Source organism: Methylobacterium sp. A52T (assembly GCF_053346095.1).
The window spans coordinates 1-25,922 of record NZ_JBKFBI010000082.1 but is presented as its reverse complement, the minus strand read 5'-3'; the positions used below and the strand labels follow the sequence as shown (position 1 = coordinate 25,922).

General features: G+C 72.8%; 27 protein-coding genes. 14 read left to right on the top strand and 13 right to left on the bottom strand.

The window, feature by feature from the left end; all coding sequences use genetic code 11:
• Positions 1–121: 121 nt before the first annotated feature.
• Genes ACLBYE_RS19150 through ACLBYE_RS19140 form a run of 3 tightly spaced genes read right to left on the bottom strand, consistent with a single transcriptional unit; the run spans position 122 to position 3,683 of the window.
• Positions 122–610 carry a winged helix-turn-helix domain-containing protein gene (locus ACLBYE_RS19150; protein WP_447695374.1) on the bottom strand — a complete coding sequence of 163 codons (489 nt, stop codon included), beginning with the start codon at positions 608–610 and terminating at the stop codon, positions 122–124.
• The gene (locus tag ACLBYE_RS19145; protein WP_447695373.1) at positions 607–2,595 is read right to left on the bottom strand and encodes a molybdopterin biosynthesis protein; all 1,989 of its coding nucleotides are present in this window, start codon (positions 2,593–2,595) and stop codon (positions 607–609) included. Before ACLBYE_RS19145 ends, ACLBYE_RS19150 begins: the two co-directional genes overlap by 4 nt.
• On the bottom strand, positions 2,592–3,683 hold the full coding sequence (locus ACLBYE_RS19140; RefSeq protein WP_447695378.1) for a molybdopterin-binding protein: 1,092 nt from the start codon (positions 3,681–3,683) through the stop codon (positions 2,592–2,594). Before ACLBYE_RS19140 ends, ACLBYE_RS19145 begins: the two co-directional genes overlap by 4 nt.
• Before the next feature lie 384 nt (positions 3,684–4,067).
• Here ACLBYE_RS19140 and ACLBYE_RS19135 point away from each other — a divergent pair, with 384 nt between their 5' ends.
• From ACLBYE_RS19135 to ACLBYE_RS19115, 5 genes are all read left to right on the top strand, one after another.
• Positions 4,068–4,763: an ABC transporter permease gene (locus tag ACLBYE_RS19135; protein ID WP_020094847.1), complete on the top strand. Its 696-nt coding sequence runs from the start codon at positions 4,068–4,070 to the stop codon at positions 4,761–4,763.
• Positions 4,760–5,470: an ATP-binding cassette domain-containing protein gene (locus ACLBYE_RS19130; RefSeq protein ID WP_447695372.1), complete on the top strand. Its 711-nt coding sequence runs from the start codon at positions 4,760–4,762 to the stop codon at positions 5,468–5,470. The genes ACLBYE_RS19135 and ACLBYE_RS19130 overlap by 4 nt, the downstream gene beginning before the upstream one ends.
• On the top strand, positions 5,443–6,288 hold the full coding sequence (locus tag ACLBYE_RS19125; RefSeq protein ID WP_447695371.1) for a substrate-binding domain-containing protein: 846 nt from the start codon (positions 5,443–5,445) through the stop codon (positions 6,286–6,288). Before ACLBYE_RS19130 ends, ACLBYE_RS19125 begins: the two co-directional genes overlap by 28 nt.
• 355 nt (positions 6,289–6,643) lie before the next feature.
• Positions 6,644–7,309: a 5-formyltetrahydrofolate cyclo-ligase gene (locus ACLBYE_RS19120; RefSeq protein WP_447695377.1), complete on the top strand. Its 666-nt coding sequence runs from the start codon at positions 6,644–6,646 to the stop codon at positions 7,307–7,309.
• 207 nt (positions 7,310–7,516) lie between these two features.
• Positions 7,517–7,726, top strand: a complete 210-nt coding sequence (locus tag ACLBYE_RS19115; RefSeq protein ID WP_020094851.1) for a cold-shock protein — start codon at positions 7,517–7,519, stop codon at positions 7,724–7,726.
• A 37-nt stretch (positions 7,727–7,763) separates the two neighbouring features.
• Here the strand turns inward: ACLBYE_RS19115 and ACLBYE_RS19110 are convergent, their stop codons facing one another.
• Complete coding sequence (locus tag ACLBYE_RS19110) at positions 7,764–8,015, bottom strand: hypothetical protein (RefSeq protein WP_447695370.1); 252 nt, start codon at positions 8,013–8,015, stop codon at positions 7,764–7,766.
• Positions 8,016–8,221: 206 nt separating this feature from the next.
• On the opposite strand from ACLBYE_RS19110, the gene ACLBYE_RS19105 reads away from it, so the two are divergent.
• The 3 genes from ACLBYE_RS19105 to ACLBYE_RS19095 all read left to right on the top strand — a co-directional run bounded on the left by ACLBYE_RS19105 (position 8,222) and on the right by ACLBYE_RS19095 (position 9,660).
• Positions 8,222–8,842, top strand: coding sequence for a spermidine synthase (locus tag ACLBYE_RS19105; protein ID WP_447695376.1), 621 nt, complete (start codon positions 8,222–8,224; stop codon positions 8,840–8,842).
• Between the two features lie 194 nt (positions 8,843–9,036).
• A complete protein-coding gene (locus ACLBYE_RS19100) occupies positions 9,037–9,297 on the top strand; it encodes a hypothetical protein (RefSeq protein WP_447695369.1) in 261 nt (86 codons plus the stop codon).
• Positions 9,298–9,384: 87 nt separating this feature from the next.
• Positions 9,385–9,660: a hypothetical protein gene (locus ACLBYE_RS19095; RefSeq protein WP_020094855.1), complete on the top strand. Its 276-nt coding sequence runs from the start codon at positions 9,385–9,387 to the stop codon at positions 9,658–9,660.
• 52 nt (positions 9,661–9,712) lie between these two features.
• On the opposite strand, the gene ACLBYE_RS19090 is transcribed toward ACLBYE_RS19095, so the two are convergent.
• Positions 9,713–10,108, bottom strand: coding sequence for a TIGR02300 family protein (locus ACLBYE_RS19090; RefSeq protein ID WP_020094856.1), 396 nt, complete (start codon positions 10,106–10,108; stop codon positions 9,713–9,715).
• Positions 10,109–10,472: 364 nt separating this feature from the next.
• Between ACLBYE_RS19090 and ACLBYE_RS19085 the strand changes: the two genes are divergently transcribed.
• Positions 10,473–10,856, top strand: coding sequence for a hypothetical protein (locus ACLBYE_RS19085; protein ID WP_042672250.1), 384 nt, complete (start codon positions 10,473–10,475; stop codon positions 10,854–10,856).
• 168 nt (positions 10,857–11,024) lie between these two features.
• Here ACLBYE_RS19085 and ACLBYE_RS19080 read toward each other — a convergent pair whose 3' ends face one another.
• On the bottom strand, positions 11,025–11,309 hold the full coding sequence (locus ACLBYE_RS19080) for a hypothetical protein (protein WP_447695368.1): 285 nt from the start codon (positions 11,307–11,309) through the stop codon (positions 11,025–11,027).
• A 298-nt stretch (positions 11,310–11,607) separates the two neighbouring features.
• Here ACLBYE_RS19080 and ACLBYE_RS19075 point away from each other — a divergent pair, with 298 nt between their 5' ends.
• The 5 genes from ACLBYE_RS19075 to ACLBYE_RS19055 all read left to right on the top strand — a co-directional run bounded on the left by ACLBYE_RS19075 (position 11,608) and on the right by ACLBYE_RS19055 (position 17,391).
• Complete coding sequence (locus ACLBYE_RS19075) at positions 11,608–11,874, top strand: hypothetical protein (RefSeq protein WP_042672249.1); 267 nt, start codon at positions 11,608–11,610, stop codon at positions 11,872–11,874.
• Positions 11,875–12,386: 512 nt separating this feature from the next.
• Entirely contained in the window at positions 12,387–14,003 is a 1,617-nt protein-coding gene (locus ACLBYE_RS19070) for a GMC family oxidoreductase (protein WP_447695367.1), read from the top strand.
• A 345-nt stretch (positions 14,004–14,348) separates the two neighbouring features.
• Positions 14,349–15,242: a methyltransferase domain-containing protein gene (locus ACLBYE_RS19065; RefSeq protein WP_447695366.1), complete on the top strand. Its 894-nt coding sequence runs from the start codon at positions 14,349–14,351 to the stop codon at positions 15,240–15,242.
• 262 nt (positions 15,243–15,504) lie between these two features.
• Positions 15,505–15,849, top strand: a complete 345-nt coding sequence (locus ACLBYE_RS19060; protein WP_447695365.1) for a hypothetical protein — start codon at positions 15,505–15,507, stop codon at positions 15,847–15,849.
• A gap of 309 nt (positions 15,850–16,158) precedes the next feature.
• Complete coding sequence (locus tag ACLBYE_RS19055) at positions 16,159–17,391, top strand: DUF3095 domain-containing protein (protein ID WP_447695364.1); 1,233 nt, start codon at positions 16,159–16,161, stop codon at positions 17,389–17,391.
• Here ACLBYE_RS19055 and ACLBYE_RS19050 read toward each other — a convergent pair.
• From ACLBYE_RS19050 to ACLBYE_RS19020, 7 genes are all read right to left on the bottom strand, one after another.
• Positions 17,376–19,202, bottom strand: a complete 1,827-nt coding sequence (locus ACLBYE_RS19050; RefSeq protein ID WP_447695363.1) for a DUF4166 domain-containing protein — start codon at positions 19,200–19,202, stop codon at positions 17,376–17,378. The genes ACLBYE_RS19055 and ACLBYE_RS19050 overlap by 16 nt on opposite strands.
• Positions 19,199–19,918 carry a DUF4166 domain-containing protein gene (locus tag ACLBYE_RS19045; RefSeq protein ID WP_447695375.1) on the bottom strand — a complete coding sequence of 240 codons (720 nt, stop codon included), beginning with the start codon at positions 19,916–19,918 and terminating at the stop codon, positions 19,199–19,201. The genes ACLBYE_RS19050 and ACLBYE_RS19045 overlap by 4 nt, the downstream gene beginning before the upstream one ends.
• 56 nt (positions 19,919–19,974) lie before the next feature.
• On the bottom strand, positions 19,975–20,532 hold the full coding sequence (locus ACLBYE_RS19040) for a GbsR/MarR family transcriptional regulator (protein ID WP_447695362.1): 558 nt from the start codon (positions 20,530–20,532) through the stop codon (positions 19,975–19,977).
• Between the two features lie 203 nt (positions 20,533–20,735).
• Positions 20,736–21,128 carry a CopM family metallochaperone gene (copM, locus tag ACLBYE_RS19035; RefSeq protein ID WP_447695361.1) on the bottom strand — a complete coding sequence of 131 codons (393 nt, stop codon included), beginning with the start codon at positions 21,126–21,128 and terminating at the stop codon, positions 20,736–20,738.
• 20 nt (positions 21,129–21,148) lie between these two features.
• Positions 21,149–21,514, bottom strand: a complete 366-nt coding sequence (locus tag ACLBYE_RS19030) for a hypothetical protein (protein ID WP_447695360.1) — start codon at positions 21,512–21,514, stop codon at positions 21,149–21,151.
• A gap of 24 nt (positions 21,515–21,538) precedes the next feature.
• On the bottom strand, positions 21,539–24,688 hold the full coding sequence (locus tag ACLBYE_RS19025; protein ID WP_447695359.1) for an efflux RND transporter permease subunit: 3,150 nt from the start codon (positions 24,686–24,688) through the stop codon (positions 21,539–21,541).
• 11 nt (positions 24,689–24,699) lie between these two features.
• On the bottom strand, positions 24,700–25,922 hold a 1,223-nt coding region (locus ACLBYE_RS19020; RefSeq protein WP_447695358.1), incomplete at its 5' end, for an efflux RND transporter periplasmic adaptor subunit.

Sequence of the window (25,922 nt, the reverse complement as noted above, 5' to 3'; positions counted from 1 at the left end):
CGACTCTTCCGGACTGTTCTCATCCCTCACCCTGTCCCTCTCCCGCACGGGAGAGGGGACCCGCGCCTCGTTCGGCACGGGCTCGCCGATCGCCTGCGTCCCAACCCGATCGGGAACGGCTCTAGGAATCAACCTTCATCAGCGAGGCGAGAAGATCGAGTTCGCCCGCCACGGCCTCCGAGGCGAGCCGCTCCATGCGCAGGTAGCTGTCGAGGATGGCGTCGCCGGTGCCCGTCAGGACGGCCCCGCCGCCCCGGCGGCCGCCCTTGCTCGCGGAGACGAGCGGCTCTTGGAACGCCTTGTTCAACGTGTCGATGAGGTACCAGGCTCGCTTGTAGCTCATGCCCATCCGGCGCCCCGCGGCGGCGATGGAGCCGGTGTCGCGGATGCCGCTGAGGAGGGCGGCCTTGCCCGGTCCCAGCAGGGTGTCCGAGCCGAGCTCGATCCGCAAACTGATGCTCGTGTCCTCGCCCAACGCACACCGCCGCTTCGCCGGAGGCCCCAGCGCCTCGCAGGCGTCCCTACGCGAAACGGCCGCGTCGATCATCCCGGCGGGCGACAGGATCGTCCCGCTCGTTCCGTCGAGGCCGGCCGACGGTGCGCGCGTCACGCGGCTCCCGCGGCGGGCGTGAAGCCCAGAGCGCGCAGCGCGGCGGCCGTCCCGGGCTCGCCCAGCAGGCTCAGGAAGGCCGCGAGCGCCGGCATCTCCCGCGCGTCCGCGCGATACGCCAAGTCGTAAGCCTCCTCCGTCAGCGGGCGGAAGCCCAGCCCGTAGGCATCCGCGACACTCGCTATGGCCACGCCCCAGTCCGCCCTGCCCTGCGAGACCGCCGCGGCGACGGCGTTGTGCGAGCGCGGCTGGTTCCAGAACCCCGCCGGCCGGGCACCGTCCAGCAGGCCGTCCACGAGCAGGCGCGTGCCCGATCCGGCGTTGCGGTTGACCATCACGGCGTCGGGGTCGGCGAGCGCCGCGGCGACCGCGTCCGCGGCGTCGCGCCCTTCGAACCTTGCGTCGCCGCGGCGGAACACGACGCCCTGGAGGCGGCGCCAACCGGGCGCGAGGGACATGCCCTCGGTGAGGAACGGGGCGTTGTACCGGCCCGTCCCGGGATCGAAGAGGTGCATGGCGGCGACATCGCACTCGCCGCGCCGCAGGGCGGCGAGGCCGCCGGCCGACCCGACCCAGATGGTGCGGGCCCGGTAGCCTCGCTCGGCGAGCAGACCGACCACCCGGTCGAGGCCGATGCAGTGGCTGCCGACGATCGTCAGGTCGGGCGCCCGCACGCCGGCGCCCAGGCGGACCACGGCGACGCCCTCCCCCGCCTCGACGCCCGCGCGCGCAGCCGGAACCGCGAAGAAGCCGTCCGCCTGCGAGAAGGCGGTGACCGAACCCGAGCCTTTCGGCAGCGGCAGGGCGATCGTCCCCTCGGGACCGTGGGCGAGGGAGGTCATCACGAACTCGGTGCGGCCGAGTTCGGAGGGCACCCGCTGGGACACCCGCGCCGCGATCGTCTCGTCCTCGCGCGGCGGCAACCCGGCGAGCGCCCGCACGTACGGCACGACGAAGTCGTGGAAGGTGAACATCGCGGAGGTGGGGAACCCCGGCAGGACGATGACCGGCTTTCCCTGCGCCACCGCCACGCAGAGCGGCTTCCCGGGCTTCAGGGCCACGCCGTGGAACAGGATTCCCGGCTCGCCGAGGCGGGACAGCACCCGGTGCGACACGTCGCCGGCGCCTTTGGACGTGCCGCCCGAGAGCACGACGAGGTCGCTGTCCCGGAGGGCGGACCGGAGGGCGGCCTCGAGGACGGAAGCCTCGTCGCGCACGATCCCGAGCCGGACCGGCTCCCCGCCGTTCTCGGTCACCGCGGCCGCGATGATCGCGCCGTTCGAATCGTAGATCGCGCCCTCGGGCAGGGGCTCGCCCGGTGCGACCAGTTCGTCCCCCGTGGACAGGATTGCGACCCGCGGGCGTCCGGTGACGTCGACGGCCGCGAGGCCGCACGCCGCCAGCATGCCGATCTCGCGGGCGGTGATCCGCGTTCCCGCGCGCAGCACCGTCTCGCCGCGGGCCATGTCGGCCCCGGCATAGCCCACGAACTGCGCCGGCCGCACCGCGGTCAGGACATCGACGGCGAGGCTCCCGGCGTCGAACTCCGTGTGCTCGACCATCACCACGGCGTCGGCGCCGCGGGGGATCACGCCGCCGGTGGCGATCGGTGTCGCCGTTCCCGGCTGGACGACGATGGTCGGCGCGACGCCGCAGGCGAGGATCTCGCGGTTCAGCGCGAGACGCCGCGGGCTCGCCGGCCCGGCGCCTTCCGTGTCGGTCGCGCGCAGGGCGAAACCGTCGACCAGGGACCGGTCGAAGGGCGGGACGTCCATCGGCGAGGCGACGTCGCGGGCGAGCACGCGCCCGAGCGCGTCGTCCAACGACACCGTCTCGGAGGGCAGGCGCGCGTGCGGGACCGCCGCCCGGAACCGCGCGAGCGCGTCGTCCCGGCTCATCACCCGGAGAAACTGCTCCTGGCTCGAGGCCGCGGCGAGACGCGCGACGAAATCCGCAGCCCCGTCACGGTCCGCGTCGGCGCTCACAGGGCCCAAACCTCTACCTCCTCGCCGGCCCGGAAGCCTTCGCTCTCCGGCTCGACCACCACGATGCCGTCCGCCTGCACCAACCGACCGAGCGGAAGGCCGGCTCCGCCCAGCGGCTCCACGCCGTCCGACCCGCTCCGGACGAAGACGACCTCGGACAGACCGATCGACGAGACGATCTTCCGGAGGAGGACGTGCCGCCCAGGCGCGCGGTCCCGCGCGCCGGCGAGCCGCGCGACGAGCGGACGGCCGAGCGTCAGGAACGCGGCGAGCGCCGCCTCGGGAGGCCCGGGCACCAGGAGGACCGGCCTGCCGGCCGCGGAGCCGACGGCGGTGGTTTCCCCGGGCCGCAGGGCGATGCCGTGCGCGCGGACGTCTCCGGCGCGGCCGAGGGCCGCCGCGCTGTGGTCCGAGCGGCCGAAACCGCTGCCCCCGACCACCAGCACCGCGTCCGCCGTGCCGCCGCGGATCGCCGCGGCGATGTCCTCGACGCCCCGGGCGCGAACCGCCGCGGTCGCCCCGCCCGCCCGCGCGATCAGACGCCCGAGCAGGGGCGACACGGTATCGAGGCTGGACGTCCCCGCGGTGACGACGCGCAAGCGCGGCTGACGGACGTCGACCGCCTCCAGGCCGGCCGCCTCCAGGACGAGCAGGTGGAGCGGCTCGATCCGGGTGCCGGCCTCGATCAGCCGCGCGTCGCCGGCGACGTCGTCCCCCGCTCCGCGCACGCCCTCCCGCGGGGCGATGTCCGCGACGACCATGCCGTCCGCGAATCCCTCCGGGGGCAGGACGGCGTCGGTGCCCGACGGCAGCGGCTGTCCAGCCTCGACCCAGGGTGGCGGTCGCGCCGGGTAGATCGGCGCGTAGGCCGACGCGCCGCCCACCGAGGCGGCCTCGACCGCGAAGCCGTCCCGCATCGCCGTCGGGCCCGCGGGCACGGCGGCGTGCGCGACGACCGCCCGCGCGGCGACGCGTCCGAGCGCCGCTGCGAGCGGGACGGTCGCGGGTTCGACGGGAGCAGCCGCGCCGCTGAGCAGGTTCGCCGCCTCCCGAAGCGGGATCAGCGCCGAGGACGCATTCCGGATCATCGTGGCGGCGATGCGCCATCCGGGTTCGATGATCAAGGGCCGGCGCGGCGGCCGACCCGGCGCGCCGCGCCCGGGCCCCGACGGAAGCCGTACCGGCGAGACGGCGCGCGGCGCGGCCTGGAATGCGGCACCGACGATGCCCCCGCGGCGCGCATCGTCCCCCGCGAAGGGGCGGGCTCGCGTCCCGGACGGGCAAAGATGGCCTCGTCGAACGTCCCGGCGACACGACAACGGCCGCCCCGGGCGATATGCTCGCCGCCTATCCGCACGCGCTCCCCTGACAGGCATGACAGGTCCATTCCGCCGAACCTGCGTCACGAGGTCGGCCTCGACGGCCGATCTCGCCATCCGCCTCGTCCCGTTCCCGAGGACCGGCCCGGGCGCCTGATGCAGACGCTCCAGGACATCCTCTCCCGCCTGTTCAGCCTGGATCGGGACGTGCTGGCGATCGCGTGGCTGTCGCTGCGTGTCAGCCTCACCGCCGTCGGCATCGGTCTCGTGCTGGGCATACCCCTGGGCGCGTTCCTGGCCGTCGCCCGCTTTCCTGGACGCGGCGCCGCGGTCGGCCTGCTCAACGCCTTCATGGGGCTGCCGCCGGTGCTCGTCGGCCTCGCGCTCTACCTCGTCCTGTCCCGCTCCGGTCCGCTCGGACCTCTCGGCCTGCTGTTCACCCCCGCCGCGATGATCGCCGCGCAGGCGACGCTCGCGACCCCGCTCGTCGCCGCCCTGACGCAGCAGGTCGTCGCCGACGCCCGGGTGCATCTCGGGGAGCAGCTGCGCTCCCTCGGGCTCTCCGCCCCGCGTCAGGCCGCGGCGATGATCTACGACGTGCGCTTCTCCCTCGTGACCGCGGCGCTCGCCGCGTTCGGCCGGGCGATCTCGGAGATCGGCGCGGTCCTCGTCGTCGGCGGGAACATCGACGGGTATACCCGCACGATGACGACGGCGATCTCGCTGGAGACCCAGAAGGGCGATCTCAGCCTCGCCCTGGCGCTCGGCCTCGTGCTGATCGGCCTCGTTCTGGTGGTGAACGTCGCCGTGGCCCTGCTCCGCCGGCACGCCGCGCGGGTGTACGGATGAGCGCGACGCCGGCCATCCGCCTCGAGGACGTGACCCTGGTCCTCGACGGTCGGACGGTGCTCGACCGTCTCTGCCTGGAGGTCGCTCCGGGCAGCGTCACGGCCGTCATCGGCCCGAACGGGGCGGGCAAGAGCGTCACCCTGAGGGTCGTCGACGGGCTCCTGCGGCCCGACGGCGGCACGGTGCAGGTCGGCCCGCACCGGCGGGCCTTCGTGTTCCAGCGGCCGGCGCTGATCCGCGCGACCGCGGCCGCGAACGTCGCGCTGGCTCTCGGAGACCTGCCCCGTCCTGCGCGGGCCGCGCGGGTGGAGGAAGCGCTCGCCCGCGTCCGCCTCTCCGAGCGCGCCCGCGATCCCGCGACGCGGCTCTCGGGCGGCGAGCAGCAGCGGCTGGCGCTGGCCCGTGCCTGGGCGGTCGGCCCGGGCCTGCTCCTCCTCGACGAGCCGACCGCGAACCTCGACCCGGCCTCGACCGAGATCGTCGAGGGATTGGTGGCCGCGATGGCGCGGGCGGGCACCACGGTCGTGCTCGTCTCACACAATCTCGGGCAGGTGGCGCGCCTCGCCGACGCGGTGATCGTGCTGGCCTCGGGCCGCGCCGTCGAGCATGGTCCCGCCCGACAGATCCTGTTCTCGCCCCGGACGTCCGAGGCGCGGGCCTACCTCGCTGGGGAATTGCCGTGGACGCCCTTCGTCGCCGCCTCCTGACCCTGGGACTGGCCGCCTTCCTGAGCGCGGCCGGCTTCCTGCCGTCGGCCGAGGCCGAGCCGACCTCGATCGTCGTCGCCTCGACGACCTCGACCGAGCAGTCCGGCCTGTTCAAGCACATCCTCCCGCTCTTCCGGGAGACGTCCGGGATCGACGTGAAGGTCGTCGCCCTGGGCACGGGGCAGGCGCTCGATGCGGCGCGCCGCGGCGATGCCGACGTGGTCCTGGTTCACGACCGTCCGGCCGAGGACAAGTTCCTCGCCGAGGGCTTCGCGAAGCGGCGGTACGACGTGATGTACAACGATTTCGTGCTGATCGGCCCGGCCTCCGATCCGGCCGGCGTGCGCGGCCTGGGCGTGCGCGAGGCCTTCGCCAAGCTCGCGGCCAGCAAGGCGGCGTTCGTGTCGCGCGGGGACCGCTCGGGCACCCACAGCGCCGAGCTGCGCAGCTGGAAGGAGGCGGGCGTCGACCTCGCGGCCGTGCGCGGCCCCTGGTACCGGGATGTCGGCCAGGGCATGGGCCCCGCGCTCAACACGGCCTCGGCCCTCGGCGCCTACATCCTCGCCGACCGGGGGACGTGGCTCGCGTTCAAGAACCGCGCCGACCTCGTCATCCTGGTTCAGGGAGACCGGAGCCTGTTCAATCCCTACGGCGCGATGCTGGTGGATCCCGACAGGCACCCCGGCGTGAAGGCGAAGCAGGGACAGGCCTTCATCGACTGGCTCGTCTCACCGGAGGGGCAGCAGGCGATCGCGGGATACAAGGTCGGCGGCGAGCAGCTGTTCTTCCCGAGCGCCGGCGCGCCCGTGACGCGCTGACCCGGGATCCCCGGGTCGAGGGGCCGGACAGCCGTCGACGCGCGCGTTCCTGCCCGTCCCGGGCACCCGCGAGGGTGGGCGGCGGATCTTCCTGGCATTCGCCATCGTGCCGCTCGGAGACCGGCCAGGGACGATGACCGGCCCGGTCGGGACGGCGCGGGACGTCCGCGATCCGCGTCACCGAACCGGAGGTGCCGAGCGCGCGTTTGGCCGAGGTCACCCAGGGCTGTGCGGGTCCACCGTCGCGAGGGAGATCATCGTGGTCGGGCATTCAACCGAGCGGCCTGAGACGCCCCCGGATCCCGCGGCGCCCGAGCGCTCCGCGTTCGGCGCGTACAGCTCTCCACCCTGCTTCATGCACGAGCTCGGCCCCGACTTCGTCGGCCCGGCGGCGGAGCCTCGGCCTTCCGAACCCTGCGGTCCTGAGATCGCCGCATCCGACTGGCCGAGCGTGCGGCAGTGGCGCAAGGAGACCCGCGCCGCACTCATCGCGCGGCGGGTCGGCATCTCCGCCCAGGACCGCGCCGCCCGGAGCGAGCGGATCGAGCAGGGTCTCCGAGCCGCTCTCCCTTCGGCATCGGGCCTATCGATCGGTCTCTACTGGCCCTTCAGGGGCGAGTTCGATCCCAGATCCCTCCTGACGGAGCTGCGCGGAAGCGGGGCGCGACTGGCGCTTCCGGTCGTCGTCGAGAAGGCGCGCCCGCTCCGGTTCCGGGTCTGGTCGCCGGGCGATCGCATGATCCGCGGCGTCTGGAACATACCCGTTCCCGCAGAGGGCGAGACTGTCGACCCGGACGTCCTGATCGCGCCGCTCGTCGGCTTCGATCAGGCCGGGTACCGCCTGGGATACGGCGGCGGCTTCTATGACCGGACCATCGCGTCCAGGTCGACGAGGCCGCGGGTCATCGGCGTCGGCTTCGAGCTCGCGCGGCTCGCGACGATCCACCCGCAGGCGCACGACGTCCCCATGGACATCATCGTGACGGAAGGCGGCGTCTGGCCCCGCACGGAGCGACCCTGATCGCGCCGCGGGGCGGGCCGGTGTCGGCGCTGGCTGGCTCGGCAGGCCCTGGCCCGGGACCGTTCGGCCTGCGGTCGGCGGATGAGGGCGCGGGGGTCTCAACCGCGGCGCCTGATCGGGGGTGCCCCTGGAACAGGCGGCCGCGGCGGCTCGTTCAGGCGTCACGGCCCGCCACGTTGGCGAGCCGGTGACGACCAGGATACAGCCATGGCTACAGGCACCGTGAAGTGGTTCAACGAGACCAAGGGCTACGGTTTCATCCAGCCCGACGATGGCGGCAAGGACGTGTTCGTTCACATCTCGGCCGTCGAGCGTGCGGGCCTTCGCTCCCTCAACGAGGGTCAGAAGATCTCCTATGACGTCGAGGCGGACCGCCGCAGCGGCAAGGAGAGCGCCGCCAACCTGAAGGCTGGCTGAGCACCGCGCGACGAGTGGCCTGGATCGGGGCCGCTCGTCACAGATCGGGCTTCGCGCTCGGGGCAGGCGACCGCGTCAGGCTCTCGATCTCCCGCATCGGCCTCCCCGACTTGCGGGCGATCTCCTCTTCCTGCTCGGTGATGAGCGCGCGTGCCGGCTCGTCGCCGTCGAGGCCGCCCAGGATCTCGGCCGGCACGCGCCGATTCGAGGCGCGGCTGCCGTCGGCGTAGGTGACGTCGAACAGCACGAACCCCTGCACCTTCGGCAGAGACTTGGTACGCTTGGCCATGAGGGGTATGCCGGCTTCTCGGACGAGGCGAACGCTGTCGCGGCCCCTGCGTCTTGCAGGCGCGACGCGCGGTCAGGAGCGCGTCTCATAACCCATCCTTCCCGTCTGCCGGAATATGCATGGCGCCGGCCCACAGGGGGACCTCCGTGACATCCTGGACGCACATCGACACCGGCATCGTTCCCGGCGGCACACCGCTGCACCTGATGCAGCGGGGCCACGAGTTCTCGATCGTCGCCGACACGATCGAGCTGATGAACAGCACCCGCGGCGCCTCCGAGGAGGCGCTGGCGATCCTCGCTTGCGGCCGGGTGCGCGGCCGGGGCGCGGCGCGCGTGCTCGTCGGCGGCCTCGGCATGGGGTTCACCCTGCGCGCGGCCCTGCGCAACCTCGAGCCCGAGGCGCGCGTCACGGTTGCCGAACTGGTACCGACGGTCGCGGCTTGGGCGCGTGGACCGCTCGCGGACGTCTTCGCCGGCTGCCTCGACGACGCGCGCGTCGACCTGCGCGAAGCCGATGTCGACCACCTGATCCGGCGCGGCCCGGCCGCCTGGGACGCGATCCTGCTCGATGTCGACAACGGACCGGAAGGGTTCGTGCGCCCGGAGAACGATCGCCTCTACGGCAAGGACGGGCTGGAATCGGCGCGGCGCGCGCTGCGGCCGGGCGGCGTGCTCGGCGTCTGGTCGGCCATTCCCGACCGCAAGTTCAAGGCGCGCCTCCAGCGCTCGGGTTTCGCCGTCGAGGAGCTTCGCCCCCACGCGAACGGGCGCAGCGGCCCGCGGCACGTGGTGTGGATCGCGACCGCCGCCGGCCCGACGGTCTGACCCGTCCTGAACATCGATCTGGGCCGCGTTCCGGCCCTGGCGGCCTTGCCTCGGCAGCGGGCGGGCGGTCGTCCTTCGCACTCTATCCTTCGCGTCCCGGCCCTCTTACACTCCATCCGTCGCCGGATCGGCCAGACTTCAGGTTCCGGCGGCTGGGGGACGTGTGCCCCCTCCTACGGAGCCGTGAGCCCGCGATGGCCGACCTCATCGATTTCCCCGGGAAACGCCGAGGTGCCGGCTCGGCCTACCGGCTGCACCGGTTCGGCGCGGACGGCAGCGACCGCGGCACGGTCCTCATCAGCGCCCACGACGACGCGGAGGCCAGGCATCAGGCCGACAGGCTGGCCGAAGGATTGCTGGCCGAGCTGTGGTCCGGGGACCGGCTCCTGGATCACTTCGCGCCGGCCGACCACCCGGTTGCGGCCTGCATCGGTCCCCTGCGCGACGGGCCCTGATCCCGCGGACGCGCTGGCCTGCCGGCGCCGCGAGCCAGCCGTTGTTACATTGTTGCATGCTCTCGCGCGAGGTGCGATACGCCGCGGATGTCAGCTGAGGCCACGCTCTGGGATCTGGTGACCGCCGAGCGTATCGCCATCGAGGATGTCGGCGCCGCCGTCGACGCCTACCTGGCGGAACCGACCACCCAGGATCACGCCATCGGTCCGGACCACGTGCTCGATCTCGCGGCGGCCGTCGCGGCCCACCCCTCCGCGCCCGCGATCGTGGTCGACACCGAGTCCGACGAGCCGTCGCGCCGCATGGCGGTGCGGGCGGCCCTGCTCATGAGCCGCCCCACCACCCGATCAAACAGCGACTGAGATTGCGGCCACCCGCGCCTGTCCGCCGGACGACCGGCGGCGGCGTGCGGGCCTACTGGTCGTCATCGTCGTCGTTGACCTCGACGAGATCGCTGGTGTCGTCATCGTCCTCATCGACGACGAGGTTGTCGTCGTCGACCTGCTCCCCGTCGTCCTCGATGTCGAGAGCGTCGTCATCCTCAGCGTTGCTGTCCGTGTCCTTCTCGGCCTCCTCGGCCTCGACCTCGTCCAGCGAGACGAGTTCGGGGCCCTCCGTCTCGTCCTCTTCGTCGCTCGGCGCCTCCTTGCGCGCGACGACGGGAGCGCTCCCCCTGGAATACGATGTCGCCGCAGCGATCGGCACGACCTCGCCCGAGTAGGGCGAGATCACGGGATTCTTGCCGAGATCGTAGAACTTCTTCCCCGTCGTCGGGCAGATACGCTTCGTGCCGAGGTCCGGACGCGCCACTGAGACTCTCCCTGAAGGCCGTGAGACGCTGGATCGCCAGCGCGCATGCGGTGATGTCTACCACAGTCAGCAGCCCGATGCCCCGCCTCTTCACGCCGAGCGAGGCGTGTCTGCACGACAGGGGTGCCGACACGCGATCGGCAGAGGGGGAGAGTGCGGCGGGGGCCCACCCCCGTGATGCCGCGCGATGTCGCGGACGACGCGGTGACTCGGCGACCGCGATGTCCGCGATGCGGACAGGACGTCATCCAAATAGGGGTGGTGCTCCGGAGCACGTCGCGCCGTGATGTGTGGTGCATAATCGTGTCTCGCACCGTCATCGCCGATGGGACTTGTGCGGCGCAGGTGCTGGAGGGTCTCCACCATGTTGACTCGCACCGTCATAGGCCTCGTCGCCCCCGTCTGCCTCGCCGCCGCGTGGGCCACGCCGTCCCTGGCACAGCCGGCCGCCAATGGCGGGCCGAAGTTCCTCATTCACGGCAACTACTGCGGCCCCGGCAACAACGCGCCTCTGCCGCCCATCGACGCCCTCGACGCAGCCTGCGCCCGCCACGACGCCTGCACACCGGATATCGGACTTCCGACGAAGGCCTGTAACCTTCGGCTGGAACGCGAGGCCGCCGCGGTTGCTCGGGATCCGCGGCAGCCGGACAACGTGCGGTCCCTCGCCGGTTTCGTCGCGTCGTTCGCGGCGTCGAACGCGTCGAGCCCGGCGCCGACGGTGCTCCCCGCGAGACTGGCGCGCTGAGAGCCCGACGCATCCGCCACCATTCGCCCGCGCGGGCGCCGGCTCGCATCGGAAGCTGGCGGGATCGCCGGCCGCGGGGTTGATCCCGCCTGCGCCGTCTGCCGCCCCCGGTCCCGCACGCGTGCGCAGGAATCCGGTGGCGGCGATGATGCGCGCGGGCGTGGGGGCCTACCGTCCGCTGGGCGCGGCGTAGCTGCCGGTGACGCCGTTACCCCGGCTGCTGCCGCCCGCGGAGCCGGGGGTCTTGTTCCGGACGAAGCTCGCACCCGGATATCGCCGCTGGACCCGCGACATCGAGTGTCGCCGCAGGTGATGGCGCCTCATCCGGACGTCGGTGAGCATGTCGGACGGCGCCGAGAGGCCGGTCGCGGGGCCCGCGGGAACGGCCGAGGCGGGGACGGCCAGGACGCCGAGGCCGACACCTGCGAGCGCGGCGAGAACGAGAATGCGCATAGAGCTCCTCCATGCCTCGGCGGAGATGGACCGCCTCGGCATGGAGGGAAGACCTGAAGCCCGCGTCTGGTTCAATGAGCGGGCCGCGTGAGCGCAGTCTGCCGGGCGGCCGCGACGCCGGCGGCGGAGACAGCCTGGTCACGCGCGGTCACGGCAGCGCCGCCGGCGCGATTAATCCCGGACGCCGCGTGCGCAGCGACACGTCGCTCCGAGACGAGCGGCCCCATATCAGTGTCACGCAAAATGAAATGGGCCGGAAATCTCGGACTGTACTGCGTAAAGGAGCAAGAATTAGCCTATGAAGACCCGTATCGCCGCTACCGTCACCGCTCTCATGCTCGCCGTAGCTCCGATCTCGTCCGCCATGGCCTACGATCGTCCTGCCTGGACTGGCTCCACGCCCTACGATGTCGAAACCACGGGCTCGTTCGGCGCCCCGTTCGGCGGCCGCTACGACCGCGACCCCTGGACCTGCCCGCAGAGCTCGGCCGCGGAGGGCAATGCCAACCAGCAGAACTTCCCGGTCAAGCAGTACGGCCAGACCGCCGGCGGCAACCGCTGCTGAGGTCGGGGGACACGATGCTGAAGGCCTTCTCCTACGCGATGATCGGCGCCTTCCTGGGCGGCCTCATGATGACCGTCGTCGGCTCGGCCGGCGTGCTGATGGGCCTGTGAACCCGGCAGGATGGCGGCGGCCATCCGGTAACGGACAGCGAGTCTGACGCGAGCGGCGGGGTGCGAGCCTCGCCGCTTTCGCGTGTCATGCCGCTCGGTCCGCCGATCCGACCTGCCCTCTCGCCGGCTCGGCGGCGCGGACGAAAAACCGTGTCCCATGTAACGCGCGCGGTCACGCGCCGAAATCCACCTGTAACAGAAGCATTGCGTTATCGGTCCGCGCGTCGAACGCGGGGCGCGCGCCGCTTCGCGCGGCGGACCGATCGCGGCGCCACTGATGTTCCGGCAATCCCGACGCGGCGATTGCTGGAGCGCGGAGACGTGGGCGTCGGAATTTTCTGCCCGATCCTCGATGGACCGAGATCGTTCCGATCCGCTGCTACAAGTGAGACCTTCCAGATCATGAGCACTTCAGACGCCCTCGACCGGGCCGATTTCGCGCGGCGGGCGGGGGAGAACCAGGCCCGGCTGACCGCCGACCTGAGACCGGCCTACGACTTCGTCGTCTGCGGCGCCGGCGCCTCCGGGTCGGTCGTCGCGCGGCGGCTGGCGGAGAATCCCGACGTGCAGGTGCTCCTGCTCGAGGCGGGCGGCTCGGACGACGCCGAGGCCGTGCTCGATCCCGCCCTCTGGCCGACCAACCTCGGCGGGGCGCGGGACTGGGGCTTCCGCGCGGAGCCGAATGCCCACCTGAACGGACGCACGCTCTCCATGGCGATGGGCAAGGGACTCGGCGGCGGCTCCAGCGTCAACGTGATGGTCTGGGCACGCGGCCACCGGTGCGACTGGGACGCCTTCGCCGCCGAGGCCGGCGACGCGGCCTGGGGCTACGAGAGCGTCCTCGACATCTACCGGCGCATCGAGAACTGGCGCGGCGCCCCCGATCCGGCGCATCGCGGGAGCGACGGTCCGGTCTGGGTGCAGCCCGCGTCCGATCCCAGCCCCGTGGCCCACGCCCTGCTCGACGCCGCGCGGGACCTCGGCATCCCGACCTTCGACAACCCCAACGGGCGCATGATGGAGGGGCCCGGCGGCGCGGCGATCACCGACATGCTGGTCCGCGACGGCCGGCGCGTCTCGCTGTTCCGCGCCTACGTCCATCCCTGGCTCGACCGCCCCAACCTGACCGTCCTCACGGACGCGCTCGTCCGCCGCGTGACCTTCGACGGCCGCCGCGCCACGGGGGTCGAGTTCGTCCACGCGGGCGCGGTCCGGACGGTCGGCGCGCGTGCCGAGACGGTCCTGTCGATGGGGGCGATCCACACACCCAAGGTGCTGATGCTCTCGGGGATCGGCGACCGGGACGAGCTCGGGGCGCTCGGCATCCCGTCGGTGCAGCACCTGCCCGGCGTCGGACAGAACCTCCAGGACCACGTGTCCTTCGGCTGCACCTGGGAATATGCCGACCCGATCGCGCCGCGGAACAGCGGCAGCGAGGCGACCCTGTACTGGACGAGCCGGCCCGGCCTCTCGGCGCCGAACCTGCTGTTCTGCCAGGTCGAGTTTCCGGTTCCGAGCGAGCAGACCGCGGCCCGCGGCGTTCCGGCCCACGGCTGGACGATGTTCGCCGGCCTCGCGCAGCCCGCCAGCCGCGGCCGCCTGCAGCTGCGGAGCGCCGACATGGCGACGCCGCCGGTCATCGAGGCGAACTTCCTGTCCCACCCGGCCGACGTGACGGCGGCCGCGGCCTGCGTCGATCTCTGCCGCGCCCTCGGCAACGCGCGGGCGTTCCGCCCGTACGTGCGCGCCGAGGCCATGCCGGGCCCGCTGTCCGGCGCGGCGATGGCGGACTACATCCGCGATGCCGCCGTCACCTACTGGCACCAGAGCTGCACCGCCCGGATGGGCCGCGACGCGCTGGCGGTCGTGGACGGCGCGCTCCGGGTCTACGGCATCGACGGCCTGCGGGTCGCCGACGCCTCGATCCTGCCCCGCGTGACCACCGGCAACACCCAGGCGCCGTGCGCGGTGATCGGCGAACGGGCCGCCGAGATGCTGAAGCGGGCGCACGGCCTGTAACGACCGTCGCCGCAGCGAGCACGATCGGCCGACCGGAGGGGTCGCTCAGGACGCCCCGTCGCGCGGACATCGCACCGGCCGTTCGGGGCATCGATCCCGTTCCCGGAACCGCGGCGCTCCGCGCGATGCACCGCGCGTCGCGGACGGCCCGATCAGGCCGCGTGTGACGGCCGGAAGCGCTGAGGTCCCCTGGGCCGCTGTCGAGGAGCGCCCGGGCGGATGATCCACGGGCTCACGGCCGGGAAAGACACCGCGGATCCTTGCCCGGCCTCCTTCCGAGGAGGCCGGGCCGTCCTGTTCGGGTGCCACGGCGCGTCGTGGCGATCATTACTTCGGCGGTCGCGGATGGCTATCGACACGATTGAACACACGCTTCGCGCGATGGGAAATGCGGCGCGAGGCCTGGCCGCGATCGGTGCGGCCCTGCGACTGCGGCAAGACGCGATGGAAGACGCGCGGGAAGACGTGGAGGTCGATCCCGAGGTGGCGCGCCGACTGCTCGACGTGGTCGCCGCCGTCATCCCGGGCGGCCTCGGCGACCTCGAACCGGAGCAGGTGTCCGCGCTCCTGGCATCCGTCACCCACGCGCTCGAGGAGGCGCGGGATCTGCTGGATCACCCGGAGCGGCCGCCGGTCTGGCAGGTTCGCGACCCCGCGATGTTGCAGGCTCAAGGCCAGGCGTCGCGCAGCGTCGTGCGGCGCCTGGCGGCGTTGTCGACCGAGCGCCCGTCGCTCGCGGCCGCACTCACCGGGCGCTTCCTGGATGTCGGCACCGGCGTGGGCGGCATCGCGCTGGAGGCCGCGGCACACTGGCCTTCGCTGCGGGTCGTCGGCCTGGACATCTGGGAGCCGGCCTTGGCACTGGCGCGCGCGAACGTGGCGGCGAGCCCCTTTCACGGCCGTATCGAACTCCGTCTGCAGGATGTGACGCGGTTCGATGACTCGGCCGGCTACTCGCTGACGTGGCTTCCGGCACCCTTCCTCTCCCGGGACGCGGCCCGTGCAGCGCTCGATCGGCTGACGGCTGCCCTCGAGCCGCGGGGGTATCTGGTGGTCGGACTCTACGCTCCGCCGGCGGATCCGGCCGCCGCCACGCTCGCTGCCCTGCGGCTGGCCCGCAGTGGCGGACATCTGTGGGAATGCGCGGCCATGGAGGCTGAACTTCGCGCACGCGCCTTCACCGCGGTCGAGACCTGTGCGGGCCAGCCGGTCACGCTCGTGATGGGGCAGCGCCCGTAGAGCGAGCGCACGCGCGTTGCCGAGCGCGCCCGACGCGGCCGACGTGGCGGCCGACGGCGCGGCCGACGGCGCGGGCCGCCTGCCCGCCGCGGCGTCGGAGTTCGCGGTCGCCCCGACCGGTCGGGGTTCGGTCGAAGCGCGCACCCGGGCCCCCGCGAGGGATCCCGCGTCGAGCCCCGCGTCCGGGCTTCTGTGACCGGGATCACAGCGACCGGCCATCGGTCGGCGGCAGAGTGCCTTCACCCCAACAGGGAGACGCAGGATGAAGATGATCTCGACGAAGATGTTGATGGTGGCGGGTCTCGCGGCCGCGACGTTGGCCGGTGGTGCCGCCAGTGCCGATGCCCGCGGGTTTGGCCGTGGCGGTTTCGGACACGGAGGCTTCGGCCATCACGGAGGCTTCGGCCATCGCGGGTTCGGGCACGGAGGCTTCAGGCACGGTGGGTTCGGTCACGATCGCTATTTCTACCGCCGTGGATTCCGTCGGCGCTTCGGCGGGTTCAGTTGGGGCTATCCCGCGAACAGCCTCTTCCTCGGCCCGCACTTCGGCGACTGCCGCGCGATCTACAATCCTGTCTTCTTCGGCCATGAGCGCGTGTGCGGCTAGCTGAGCGACCGTCTTCGACGGATCGCGGTTCCGTCACGCGACCGGCTGCCGCTGCACGCGCGGCGGCGGCCGGCTGACCGACTCCATCCCGCAACCTTTGGCTCCGCCGACGGGACCCGCGACTCGAGATCCGAGCCGCATCGGCCGCGGATCGCGACAGCTCGTACCGGCCGGAAATCCGGACCTGTCGTGCCGCCCTGGCTTGAGGGCGGCACGTGAGCGTGGTGAGGGTTGTCTCACCGAGGATGCGATCGGTGACGCGATCCGGGCGCGTCACGGCGCCCGGACGCTGCGCCGAGGAGCAGGGCGATGGCGGTGGGGAAATCGATGGGTGCAGTTCAGGAACGCGAACCGGCGACACGCCGCGCGGCCCCGGATTTCTACGACAGCCTGCCCCGGTTCACCGCCTTCTCCAGCCTCATGGATCCGGACCTCTACCGGCCCCTGCCCGCGGATTGGTGGCTCGGCGTGGCCGATGTCGTCGGCTCCCGGCAGCAGATCGGGCTCGGCCGCTACAAGGCGGTGAACGCGGCCGGCGCAGCCGTCATCACGGCCGTCTCCAACGCGCTCGGCCGGCGCGAATTCCCCTTCGTCTTCGGCGGCGACGGGGCCGGTTTCGCCGTCGCCCCGGACGATGTGGACGCCGCGAGAGACGCGCTGGCGGCGACGGCCGGCTGGGTCCGCGAGGCGCTGCAACTGGAGCTGCGCACCGCTCTCGTGCCGGTCTCGGCCGTGCGCGATCGCGCGCTCGACGTGCGCGTGGCGCGCTACGCGCCCAGCGCCCACGTTTCCTATGCCATGTTCAGCGGAGGTGGGCTGCCCTGGGCAGAGGCGGCCATGAAGGCCGGCGACCACGCCCTCGCACCGGCCGAGGCCGGCACCCAGCCCGACCTGACCGGCCTCTCCTGCCGCTGGCAGGAGATCCGTCCCCGGCACGAGCTGATGCTCTCGCTCATGCTCGTGCCCCAGCACAGCGGCGACGCGCCGGCCTTCCGGCAACTCGTGCAGGAGCTCCTGCAGAGGCTCGAGATCAGCGCCGAGGTCGCGCGCCCGATGCAGGACGCGGGACCGGAGATGCGCGGACCGTGGGCGGGACTGGACCTCGAACGGCGCGCGATGCCGGGCTCCCGCAGGAGCCGCTTCTGGGCCACGCTCCGCCTCGCGGCACGGTCGATACCGGAATACCTGATCTACCGCACGGGCGTGCGGGTCGGCGCGTTCGATCCCGCAATTCTGCGGCGCGAGATCGTGGGCAACACAGATTTCCGCAAGTACGATGACGCGCTGCGGATGACGCTGGATTGCACCCGCGCCTTCGCCGATCGACTCGAGGCGGATCTCGCCGGCGCGGAGGCGCAGGGGATCTGCCATTTCGGCCTGCAGCGCCAGTCGGCAGCGCAGTTGACCTGCATCAGCCCTCCGGTCCCCGGCAGCGGGCACATGCATTTCATCGACGGTGCCGGCGGCGGCTATGCCGCGGCGGCCGCGAACCTGAAGGGTCGCGCGGCCGATGGCGGTGCCTCGGCTCAGACCCGCCCGTGACGCGGCTCCGGACCGTGCCCGCCGCGGGACGGGCCGTGGGCGCGGGATGACGCCATCGGCAGGGCCGTTACCGGCCCGGGATCCCCGCCGGGTGGCCGGGATCGGCCCTGTGCCGGATGTCCGTTCCGAGGGGGCGCGGTCGGCTCTGCGCCCGGGACGAAGCCGGATCGACGCCTCGCGCGATCGTCCGTGTCGAGCCAGCCGCGGTAATGCACCACCAGCCCGACGCGTGGCAGGGCGATCGAGACGTCGAAGCGGAACAACCCCGCCTCCTCCCACTCGCGGGCGGCGGTGCGGGGTGCGAGCGCCAGCGGCAGGGGCAGCCGCGCGACGGACCAGCCGCGCAGCACCATGCGCAGGCCGCCGCCCTCGGGCGCGAGGTCGAACCGGAAGCGAAGCGGGCCGAACCGCTCCACGACGCAGCCGCGCTCCTCGGAGAACGCGCTCGTGAACCGGCGACCGGAGAACGCGCGCGTCCAGCGCTCCACCCCGCGCGTCTCGCTGAAGCCGACGTGGAGATCGTGCGCGCCCGCGACCGGCAATCCGAGGAGCGCCGCGAGGCCGCGCGCGACGGGGTGGCGGCCCCGTCGCACGACGGCGCGGCCGTGCGCCCCCGCCTCGCGCAGCACGCCGTGCAGGGCCGCGACGCGCGGCGCGAGTTCGGCGAAGCGCGGACCCAGGACGCGCGCGTAGAGCGCGTCGGCCTGTCCCGACTCCCGCACGTCGTGGCGGATCGACAGGCGCGCGAAGCTCGGCTCGAAGTCGGACAGGTCGAGCGCGGTCCCGGCGTCGCGCGCCCCGGGCGCGATCGCACCGGCCAGGATCCGCTCGGCCAGGATCGCCGCCGGCAGCACCGGGATCTCCGGGCCATGACCGTCGTCCGCCAGGAGGGTCCAGCGCCGTTCGACGCGGCGCCCTGCGGCCGTGCCGAACATCCGGACGACCATGCCGGACCGGTCCGAGCCCCAGCGCGCGGTCAGCCGCTGCGCAAGGAGAAGCCCGGGCGCGAGCCCCTGCAGGGAGGGGATCCAGCCCCAGCGCACCGGCCAGCTCGCGCACCAGAGGCCGATCGTCTGCACCGCGAGTTCGGTCCCGGCCCTGAAGCTGACCGCCGGCCGGCCCGGAAGCCGATCGGGCAGGAGATCGAGGTCCGGGACGTCCGCCAGGGCCAGCCAGCGGCGGCCGAGGGACGCGCCGTCGGACAGGGCAAAGCGCTCGCGCCGCAGCTCCTGCCAGCCGACACCCGCCGACCAGCGCTGCCCGCGCCAGAGCCGGATCGGCCTGCCCACGTAGCTCAGGATGGCCGCGGCGACCGACGTCCCGGCGGTGGCGCGGTTCGAGGCGCTGATCGCGATCTCCACGGCGGTGACCGCGTCCATCCCCTGCGCCAGGCGCCGGGCGACGGCACCGGACAGGGCGGGGACGCTCGATGCACCGGAGAGGATCGCGACGCCGGCCGCGCGTGCGGCGGCGTCGAGCCGGCCGATGCCGGTCACGAACGCCCGGCCGTCCGCGAGATCGAGGTACGGGATCGCCGCGGCGATACAGGCCCGGGGCAGAGCGTAGCCGCTGCCTTGGAAGGGGCCGGCCGCATCGATCACGAGGTCGGGACGGACGCGTTCCAGCAGGGGCGCGACGGCACCGCTGCGGTCGGCCTGAAGGGGACGGCACGGAGGATGGGCCGCGCAGAACGCCTCGGCCCGCGCCAGGCGGCGGCCGGCGACGACCACGTCGTGACCGGCCTCAGCGAGCCGCCGCGACAGGCGCGCCCCGAAGCCGCCATACCCGCCGAAGACCAGGACCGTGCTCACGCCGCCTCTCCCTGCCCCGCCGGCTCGGCGTCCTGGAAGACCGCTTCCTGGTGGATCAGCCGCCCGAACCAGGGGTGGGCGATGTCGAGGATGAAGCGGAAGGCGCCCGGCGTCGCGTCCCCGCCGGCATCCGCGTGGGTGACGGTGAGCGCGCCGGGGGTAAGCCAGCCCGGCAGGTGCAGGCGGCGCCCGAGGCAGGCGATGAAGTAGCGGTGGCTGCGAAACGTCAGCGCCCCGTCCTCGACCGCCACCGTGAGGCTCATGCCGACGCCGGCGCCGACATGCTCCTCCAGGCCGGTGGGACCGGCGAAGCGCTTGGCCGAGTGGATCACCTGCGGGAAGCCGGAGGCGCGGGCGTACAGCCGCGTCCAGACCTGACCGCCGCCATCCGGGTCCTCGGTGACGGTGACGACGCCGGCGCGGCCGGTCTGGCGTTCCAGAGGCAACGGGCCGCCGACCAGGCGCGTCGCCTGCGCGACGAGCCAGCCGAAGCGGCTGACGTCCATCGCGACGACGTGGCCGACATAGACCGCGCTCGCCCCCTGCGCGAGCCGCTTCCCGAAGCGGCGGCGCACGGCCGGCGACAGGCTCGCCCATGCGCGTTCCGGGATCAGTGCCCGGAAGCGCAGGTCCAGCAGGTCGCCCGGCTCGGTGAGCGACCGGGCGGGGGAGAGCGCGCGGGACGGCCCCGCATCGGCTCGACGGACATGTCCCATCGCGGTCACCTGGGCCCCTCGATCGGTCCGGCTTCCTGAGGACGACCCTCGGATCGTCACTCAGCCTTGGCCGGCAGGAACTTCACGATCCGGCCGCCCAGCCGGATGAGCTTGGCGAGCGTGCCGCGGGGCACGTTGAGCATCTGGCCGTACCAGCGCTCCATCGACTCGGTGAAGTCGAGCATCGCGCGCAGGCGCCGCTTGGCGACCGCCCCGAGCGCCGGGTCCGCGTCCGCTTCGGCGACGCAGGCGCGCAGGGCCGCGATGGCGGGATCGATCTCGCGCTCCTTGCGGCCGGCGGCGATGCGCGTGACCATCTCCCAGAGGTCGGTCTCGGCGGCGAAGTGGTCGCGGCGCTCGCCCATCACGGGCACACGGCGGATCAGGTTCCAGCCGAGCAGCTCGCGCAGGGAATTCGAGACGTTCGACCGCGCGATGCCGAGCGTGCCGGCGATGTCCTCGGCGGCGAGAGGGCGCTCGGAGAGGTAGAGGAGCGCGTGGATCTGCGCGACCGAGCGGTTGACGCCCCACTGGCCGCCCAGATCGCCCCAGTGCAGCACGAAGCGCTCGACCGCGGCCGGCAGGGGACTCGGCATGTCTGTTATTTCTGTCATGACAGAAATAACAGACCAGAACGAACACGGTGTCAAGCGGCCGGGATGGCGGGCAGTCGACGCTCGGCCGGGGCCCCGTCGCGCCGCCAGGGCGGGACCGGGCATCCCGTCCCGCGCCTGACCGGGAACGGCGCCCGCGTCAGGCGCGGGGGCGCCTCGCCCCGCTGCGGCGCGGGGTGAGGCACCTCCGTCGGGGCGGGCGGCTACTGGCCGTGCCGCTTCAGCCACGCCTCCATGTCGGAGATCTCCTTCTCCTGATCGTCGATGATCTTCTGCGCCATCGCCTTGGTGGCCGGGTCCTTGGCGTGCTTCAGCGCGACCTTGGCCATGGCGACCGCGCCCCTGTGGTGCGGGATCATGTGCGTGCGGAAGTCGACGTCGGCATCGCCGGTATAGGGGACGTCCATGTCCTTCATCATCGCCGTGTCGGCGGCCTTGAACCCCTTGGTCGAGGCGTCGTCCTTCGGGTTCGGCTTCATCGAGCCCATGTCCTTGCCGGACATGGAGCCGTGGTCGTGCATGCCCTGCGCCAGGGCCGCACCGGCCAGCCCGGTCGACAGCAGGGCGGCGGCGAGAAGGGTGCGGAGGTGTGTCATGGGTCTTCCTTTCGGTGCGGTCAGTTGAACTTGCCGCTGGCGGTCGCGCCGTCCGGGCCGGTGAGCTGCACCGCGCCCTTGGGGCTCGCGCCGAGCGCGGTCGCGGCCTTTCCGGTCATGCGGTTGCCGTCGGCGGGCTCGAGCGGCACGCGGATCGGCTTGCCGCCGACGACGAGGATGGCCGTGCCCTTGAAGCCGGCGGCCGGGACCGGCTTCTGGCCCTCGTCGGACAGGAACACGTTGACGGCCTCGCCCTTGGCGACGAGCTCGACGTGGAACCTGCCGGCATCCGTCACGCGGCCGCCGTGCTGGCCGGCGGTCTCGTGGGCGCAGACGGCGGACGCGGCGAGGAGGGCGGCGATCAGAGCCAGTCTCGGTAGGATCATCCCGGTTCTCCTGAGTTGTGCGGGTCAGTAGGCCTCGGCCGGGCGCGGGCGCGCGCCGTCCGGGGATGGGTGGGCCGGCGTGTCGGCCTGGAGCGCGCGCAGCCGCTCCAGCGGCGCGCGGCCGAAGCGCAGGAACAGGACGGGGGTCAGGACGGTGTCGAGCAGCGTCGCGCTGACGAGGCCGCCGAAGATCGTCACCGCCACCGGGTGCAGGATCTCCTTGCCCGGGCTCGCCGGGTCGTAGAGCAGCGGCACCAGCGCGACGCCGGCGGCGAGCGCGGTCATCAGCACCGGGGTGAGTCGCTCCAGGCTGCCGCGCACCACGAGGTCGGGCCCGAACGGCACGCCCTCGTGCAGCGACAGGTTCAGGTAGTGGCTGATCTTCAGGATGCCGTTGCGCGCCGCGATGCCGGTCAGCGTGATGAAGCCGATCATCGACGCCACCGACAGCGGCTGCCCGACCAGCCACAGCGCGACCACCGAGCCGATCAGCGCCAGAGGCACGTTGCCCATGATGATCAGGGCGAGCGCCGCCGACCTGTAGCGGCTGAACAGGATGGCGAAGACGAGCGCCAAGGACACCGCGGAGAGCACCGCGATGGTCCGGCTCGCCTCCTCCTGCGCCTGGAAGGTCCCCTCCAGGCTGGTGAAGAAGCCCGGCGGCAGCGGCTCCTTCGCCACCGCCTCGCGGATGGCCGCCACGACGCTCGCCATGTCGCTCCCGCCGTCGGTGTTGGCCTGCACCACGATGCGGCGCCGGGCGTTCTCGCGCAGGATCTGGTTCGGCCCGTCCGTCTCGCGGATGTCGGCCACCTGACGCGCCGGCACCCAGCCCGAGGGCGTCTCCAGCAGGAGGTCGCCCAGGCCCGCGGTGGTCCGGCGGTCCTCGGACAGGCGCAGCACCACGTCGAAGCGGCGCATGCCGTCGACCACCGTCGAGACCACGCGCCCGTTCGAGAGGCGGCTGATCTGCTCGACCACGGCCGCGGGCTGCACCCCGTAGAGGGCCGCCCGCGTGTAGTCGACGCGGACCTCGAGCTGCGGGATGCGGACCTGGCGCTCGACCTGCAGGTCGGCGAGGCCGGGGATCGCCGCCATCCGGTCGCGCAGGGCGTTCGCGACCCGCCGCAGGGCGTCGAGATCCTCCCCGTACACCTTGAGCGCGATCTCGGCGCGCACGCCCGAGAGCATGTGGTCGAGCCGGTGCGAGATCGGCTGGCCGACGTTGACGGCGACCGGCAGGGCCGCGAGGCGCCCGCGGATATCGGCGACCAGCGCCTCCTTCGGGCGCTCGGAACCCGCGTCGAGGGCCACCTCGATCTCGGAGGCATGGACGCCCTCGGCGTGCTCGTCGAGTTCGGCCCGGCCGGTGCGGCGGCCCACCGTCCTCACGCCCGGGATGTCGAGCAGCAGCTTCTCGGCGATCAGCCCGACCCGGTTGCTCTCGGCGAGCGAGATGCCCGGGTTGAAGGTCATGTTGACCGTGAACGAGCCCTCGTTGAACGGCGGCAGGAAGGCCCGCGGCAGGGTCCAGGCCGCGACGCCGGCGGCGACCACCGCGACCGCGACCGTGCCGACCAGCAGGCCCTGGTGCCGGAACGCGACCCGCAGCAGGGCGGCGTTGCCGCGTTTGAGCAGCTTCAGGAGTCGGCTGTCGTGCTCCTCCAGCGTCTTCAGGCCGGGCAGCAGCAGGGACGCCAGCACCGGGGTCAGGGTGATGGAGGTGAGCAGGCTCGCCAGGATGGAGATGATGTAGGCCTCGCCCAGCGGGGCGAAGAGGCGTCCCTCGATGCCCGACAGGGCGAAGAGCGGCACGAACACCAGGATGATGATGAGCGTCGCGTAGACGATGCCCGAGCGGACCTCGTTCGAGGCCTCCACCACCACCTGCAACACGCCCTTCGGGTTGCCCGCCCGCCGGTTGTCGCCGAGGCGCCGGTAGATGTTCTCCACGTCCACCACCGCGTCGTCGACGAGCTCGCCGATGGCGATGGCCAGCCCCCCGAGGGTCATCGTGTTGATGGACAGCCCGAACAGGTGGAACACCGCCGCGGTCGTCAGCACCGAGACCGGGATCGCCAGCAGCGAGATGGCCGTGGTCCGCACGTTCAGCAGGAAGGCGAACAGCACCACCGCCACCACCAGCACGGCCTCGACGAGGACGCGCGCGACGTTGCGGATCGAGGTCTCGATGAAGTCGGCCTGGCGGAACAGGACTCGGTCGGCCCGGATGCCGGACGGCAGGGTCGGGCCCATCTCCTTCAGGGCGGTCTCGATGCTGCGGGTGAGCCGCACCGTGTCGACGTCCGGCTGCTTCTCGACCGAGACGATGACCGCGGGCCTGGCCATGTAGCCGGCGTCGCCGCGCTTCACCTTCGCGGCGAAGGCGACCTCGGCGACCTGCCTCAGGTAGACGGGCGCGTCGTTGATTGTCGCGACCACCAGGCTGCGCAGGTCGTCGAGGCTCATGGTCCGGCCGATGTTCCGGATCAGGTACTCGCGCGCGTTCTGGTCGGTGAAGCCGCCGCCGGCATTGGTGCCGAACCGGGCGAGCGCCGTCTCGAGCTGCGCGTTCGTGACGGCGAGCGCGCGCATGGCGGCCGGGTTCGGGCTGACCCGGAACTGGCGCACCTCGCCGCCGATGGGGATGACCTGGGCGACGCCCGGGATGGTCAGGAGCCGGGGCCGGATCGTGAAGTCGGCGACCTCGCGCACCTGCATGGGGGTCGCGGTGTCGCCCGTGACCGCCACCAGCAGGATCTGGCCCATGATCGAGGAGATCGGGCCCATGACCGGGGTCACGCTCCGGGGCAGTTGGTCCTGCACCAGGGCGAGGCGCTCCGCGACCTGCTGCCGGTTCCGGTAGATGTCCGTGCCCCAGTCGAACTCGACGTAGGTGATGGACAATCCCACGCCCGAGACCGAGCGCACCCGGGTGACGCCCGGCAGACCGTTCATCCGGGTCTCGATGGGATAGGTGACGAGCTGCTCGACCTCCTGGGGCGCGTAGCCCTCGGCCTCCGTCATGATGGTGACGGTCGGCTTGTTGAGGTCGGGGAAGACGTCGACGGGGAGCTTGGTGGCGGAGAAGGCGCCGTAGAGCACGAGCACCGCGGCGAGCGCGAGGACGAGCAGGCGGTTGCGGACCGATTGTCCGACGAGGACGGTGAACATCGGCGGATCCCTCAGCGGACCTGGTCGAGGAGTTCGGCGCCCTGCGTCACGACCCGCTTGCCGGGCCCGACCCCCTCCGCCACCAGCACCCGGCCGCCGTCGAGCGGCTCGACGCGGACCGGCCGCGCCTCGAAGCGCTCGGCGGTGGTGTGCTCGTAGACGACGTCCTGCCCGTTCCCCGCGCGCACGACCGCCGCGCGCGGCAGCGCCAGCCCGGCCTGCGCGGTGTCGGTCCCGGCGAGCACGGTGACGAACTGCCCGACCCGCAGGCCCGAGGCGTCGCCCTGGACGGCGAACTGCACCGGGATGGCCTGGTTGCGGTCGGCGAGGCCCGAACCCTGGTAGGCGAGCTTGAGGGTCCGGCCGTCGGCGAGCCGTGCCGTGGCGTCCTGCGCCGCCGCGAGGGCGTCGAAGCTCAGAGCCTCGACCCAGAGGCGGGTCGGGTCGACGACCTGGAAGACCATCTGCCCGGGGGTGGCCATCTGACCGGCCACCGCCGCGGCCTGCGCGACGACCCCGTCGACCGGCGCGACGAGCGGTTCCGGCTCACGCCTGATCCTGTCGAGGGCCGTCCGTCGGTCCTGCAGGCCCTTGAGCTCCGCCAGGGCGTCGTCGAGCTGGGTCTGGGCCACGGCGCCGGTCAGGGCGAGCCGCCTGTAGCGGTCGACCCGGCGGTCGACGATGGAGATCTGCTGGTCGAGATCCCCTTGCGTCTGGCGCATGTCGGAGACGTCGACGGCCTGGATCGGCGGGGTGACCGTGGCCAGGACCTCGCCCTTGCGCACCCGCGTGCCGAGGCGCGGGAACAGTCCCGAGGGCGGAGGCGACAGGCGACCGCCGACCGAGGACTGCACGACGCCGCTGGCGTTCGGGTCCGGGATGATGCGGCCGGGCAGCTCGACCGAGCGGTGGAAGCTGCCTTGCTCGGTCACCGTCGTGCGCAGGGCGAGCAGGCGCTGGGTGGGCTTCGGCACGAAGACGGATCCGTCGGGCAGGCGCTGCGCGAGGTCTGACGCGGCCGGGGCGGCCGGGCGCGGCCCGGTCAGCGCGGCCCCCTGCACGGGGGCTTCGCGGTCGTCGTCGCCGTGCGCGAAGGCGGCGGTGCCTAGAACGAGGGTGATGCCGACGGCGATCAGCGCCGCCGTCGGGACGCTGCCGCGGCCCCGCGCGAGGGCGGTGACGAGGACGCCGAGCAGGAAGGCGACGGCGACCGCGCCGACCAGGATCGGGGCCC

Coding starts and splice junctions, on each gene's coding strand:
- ACLBYE_RS19030 (WP_447695360.1), bottom strand. CDS start 21,514: ATGATCCTACCGAGACTGGCTCTGATCGCCGCCCTCCTCGCCGCGTCC.
- ACLBYE_RS19105 (WP_447695376.1), top strand. CDS start 8,222: ATGCAGCGGGGCCACGAGTTCTCGATCGTCGCCGACACGATCGAGCTG.
- ACLBYE_RS19080 (WP_447695368.1), bottom strand. CDS start 11,309: ATGCGCATTCTCGTTCTCGCCGCGCTCGCAGGTGTCGGCCTCGGCGTC.
- ACLBYE_RS19060 (WP_447695365.1), top strand. CDS start 15,505: ATGAAGATGATCTCGACGAAGATGTTGATGGTGGCGGGTCTCGCGGCC.
- ACLBYE_RS19040 (WP_447695362.1), bottom strand. CDS start 20,532: ATGACAGAAATAACAGACATGCCGAGTCCCCTGCCGGCCGCGGTCGAG.
- ACLBYE_RS19115 (WP_020094851.1), top strand. CDS start 7,517: ATGGCTACAGGCACCGTGAAGTGGTTCAACGAGACCAAGGGCTACGGT.
- ACLBYE_RS19095 (WP_020094855.1), top strand. CDS start 9,385: ATGTCAGCTGAGGCCACGCTCTGGGATCTGGTGACCGCCGAGCGTATC.
- ACLBYE_RS19070 (WP_447695367.1), top strand. CDS start 12,387: ATGAGCACTTCAGACGCCCTCGACCGGGCCGATTTCGCGCGGCGGGCG.
- ACLBYE_RS19065 (WP_447695366.1), top strand. CDS start 14,349: ATGGCTATCGACACGATTGAACACACGCTTCGCGCGATGGGAAATGCG.
- ACLBYE_RS19120 (WP_447695377.1), top strand. CDS start 6,644: ATGCACGAGCTCGGCCCCGACTTCGTCGGCCCGGCGGCGGAGCCTCGG.
- ACLBYE_RS19140 (WP_447695378.1), bottom strand. CDS start 3,683: ATGATCCGGAATGCGTCCTCGGCGCTGATCCCGCTTCGGGAGGCGGCG.
- copM (WP_447695361.1), bottom strand. CDS start 21,128: ATGACACACCTCCGCACCCTTCTCGCCGCCGCCCTGCTGTCGACCGGG.
- ACLBYE_RS19085 (WP_042672250.1), top strand. CDS start 10,473: ATGTTGACTCGCACCGTCATAGGCCTCGTCGCCCCCGTCTGCCTCGCC.
- ACLBYE_RS19025 (WP_447695359.1), bottom strand. CDS start 24,688: ATGTTCACCGTCCTCGTCGGACAATCGGTCCGCAACCGCCTGCTCGTC.
- ACLBYE_RS19130 (WP_447695372.1), top strand. CDS start 4,760: ATGAGCGCGACGCCGGCCATCCGCCTCGAGGACGTGACCCTGGTCCTC.
- ACLBYE_RS19100 (WP_447695369.1), top strand. CDS start 9,037: ATGGCCGACCTCATCGATTTCCCCGGGAAACGCCGAGGTGCCGGCTCG.
- ACLBYE_RS19075 (WP_042672249.1), top strand. CDS start 11,608: ATGAAGACCCGTATCGCCGCTACCGTCACCGCTCTCATGCTCGCCGTA.
- ACLBYE_RS19045 (WP_447695375.1), bottom strand. CDS start 19,918: ATGGGACATGTCCGTCGAGCCGATGCGGGGCCGTCCCGCGCGCTCTCC.
- ACLBYE_RS19110 (WP_447695370.1), bottom strand. CDS start 8,015: ATGGCCAAGCGTACCAAGTCTCTGCCGAAGGTGCAGGGGTTCGTGCTG.
- ACLBYE_RS19055 (WP_447695364.1), top strand. CDS start 16,159: ATGGCGGTGGGGAAATCGATGGGTGCAGTTCAGGAACGCGAACCGGCG.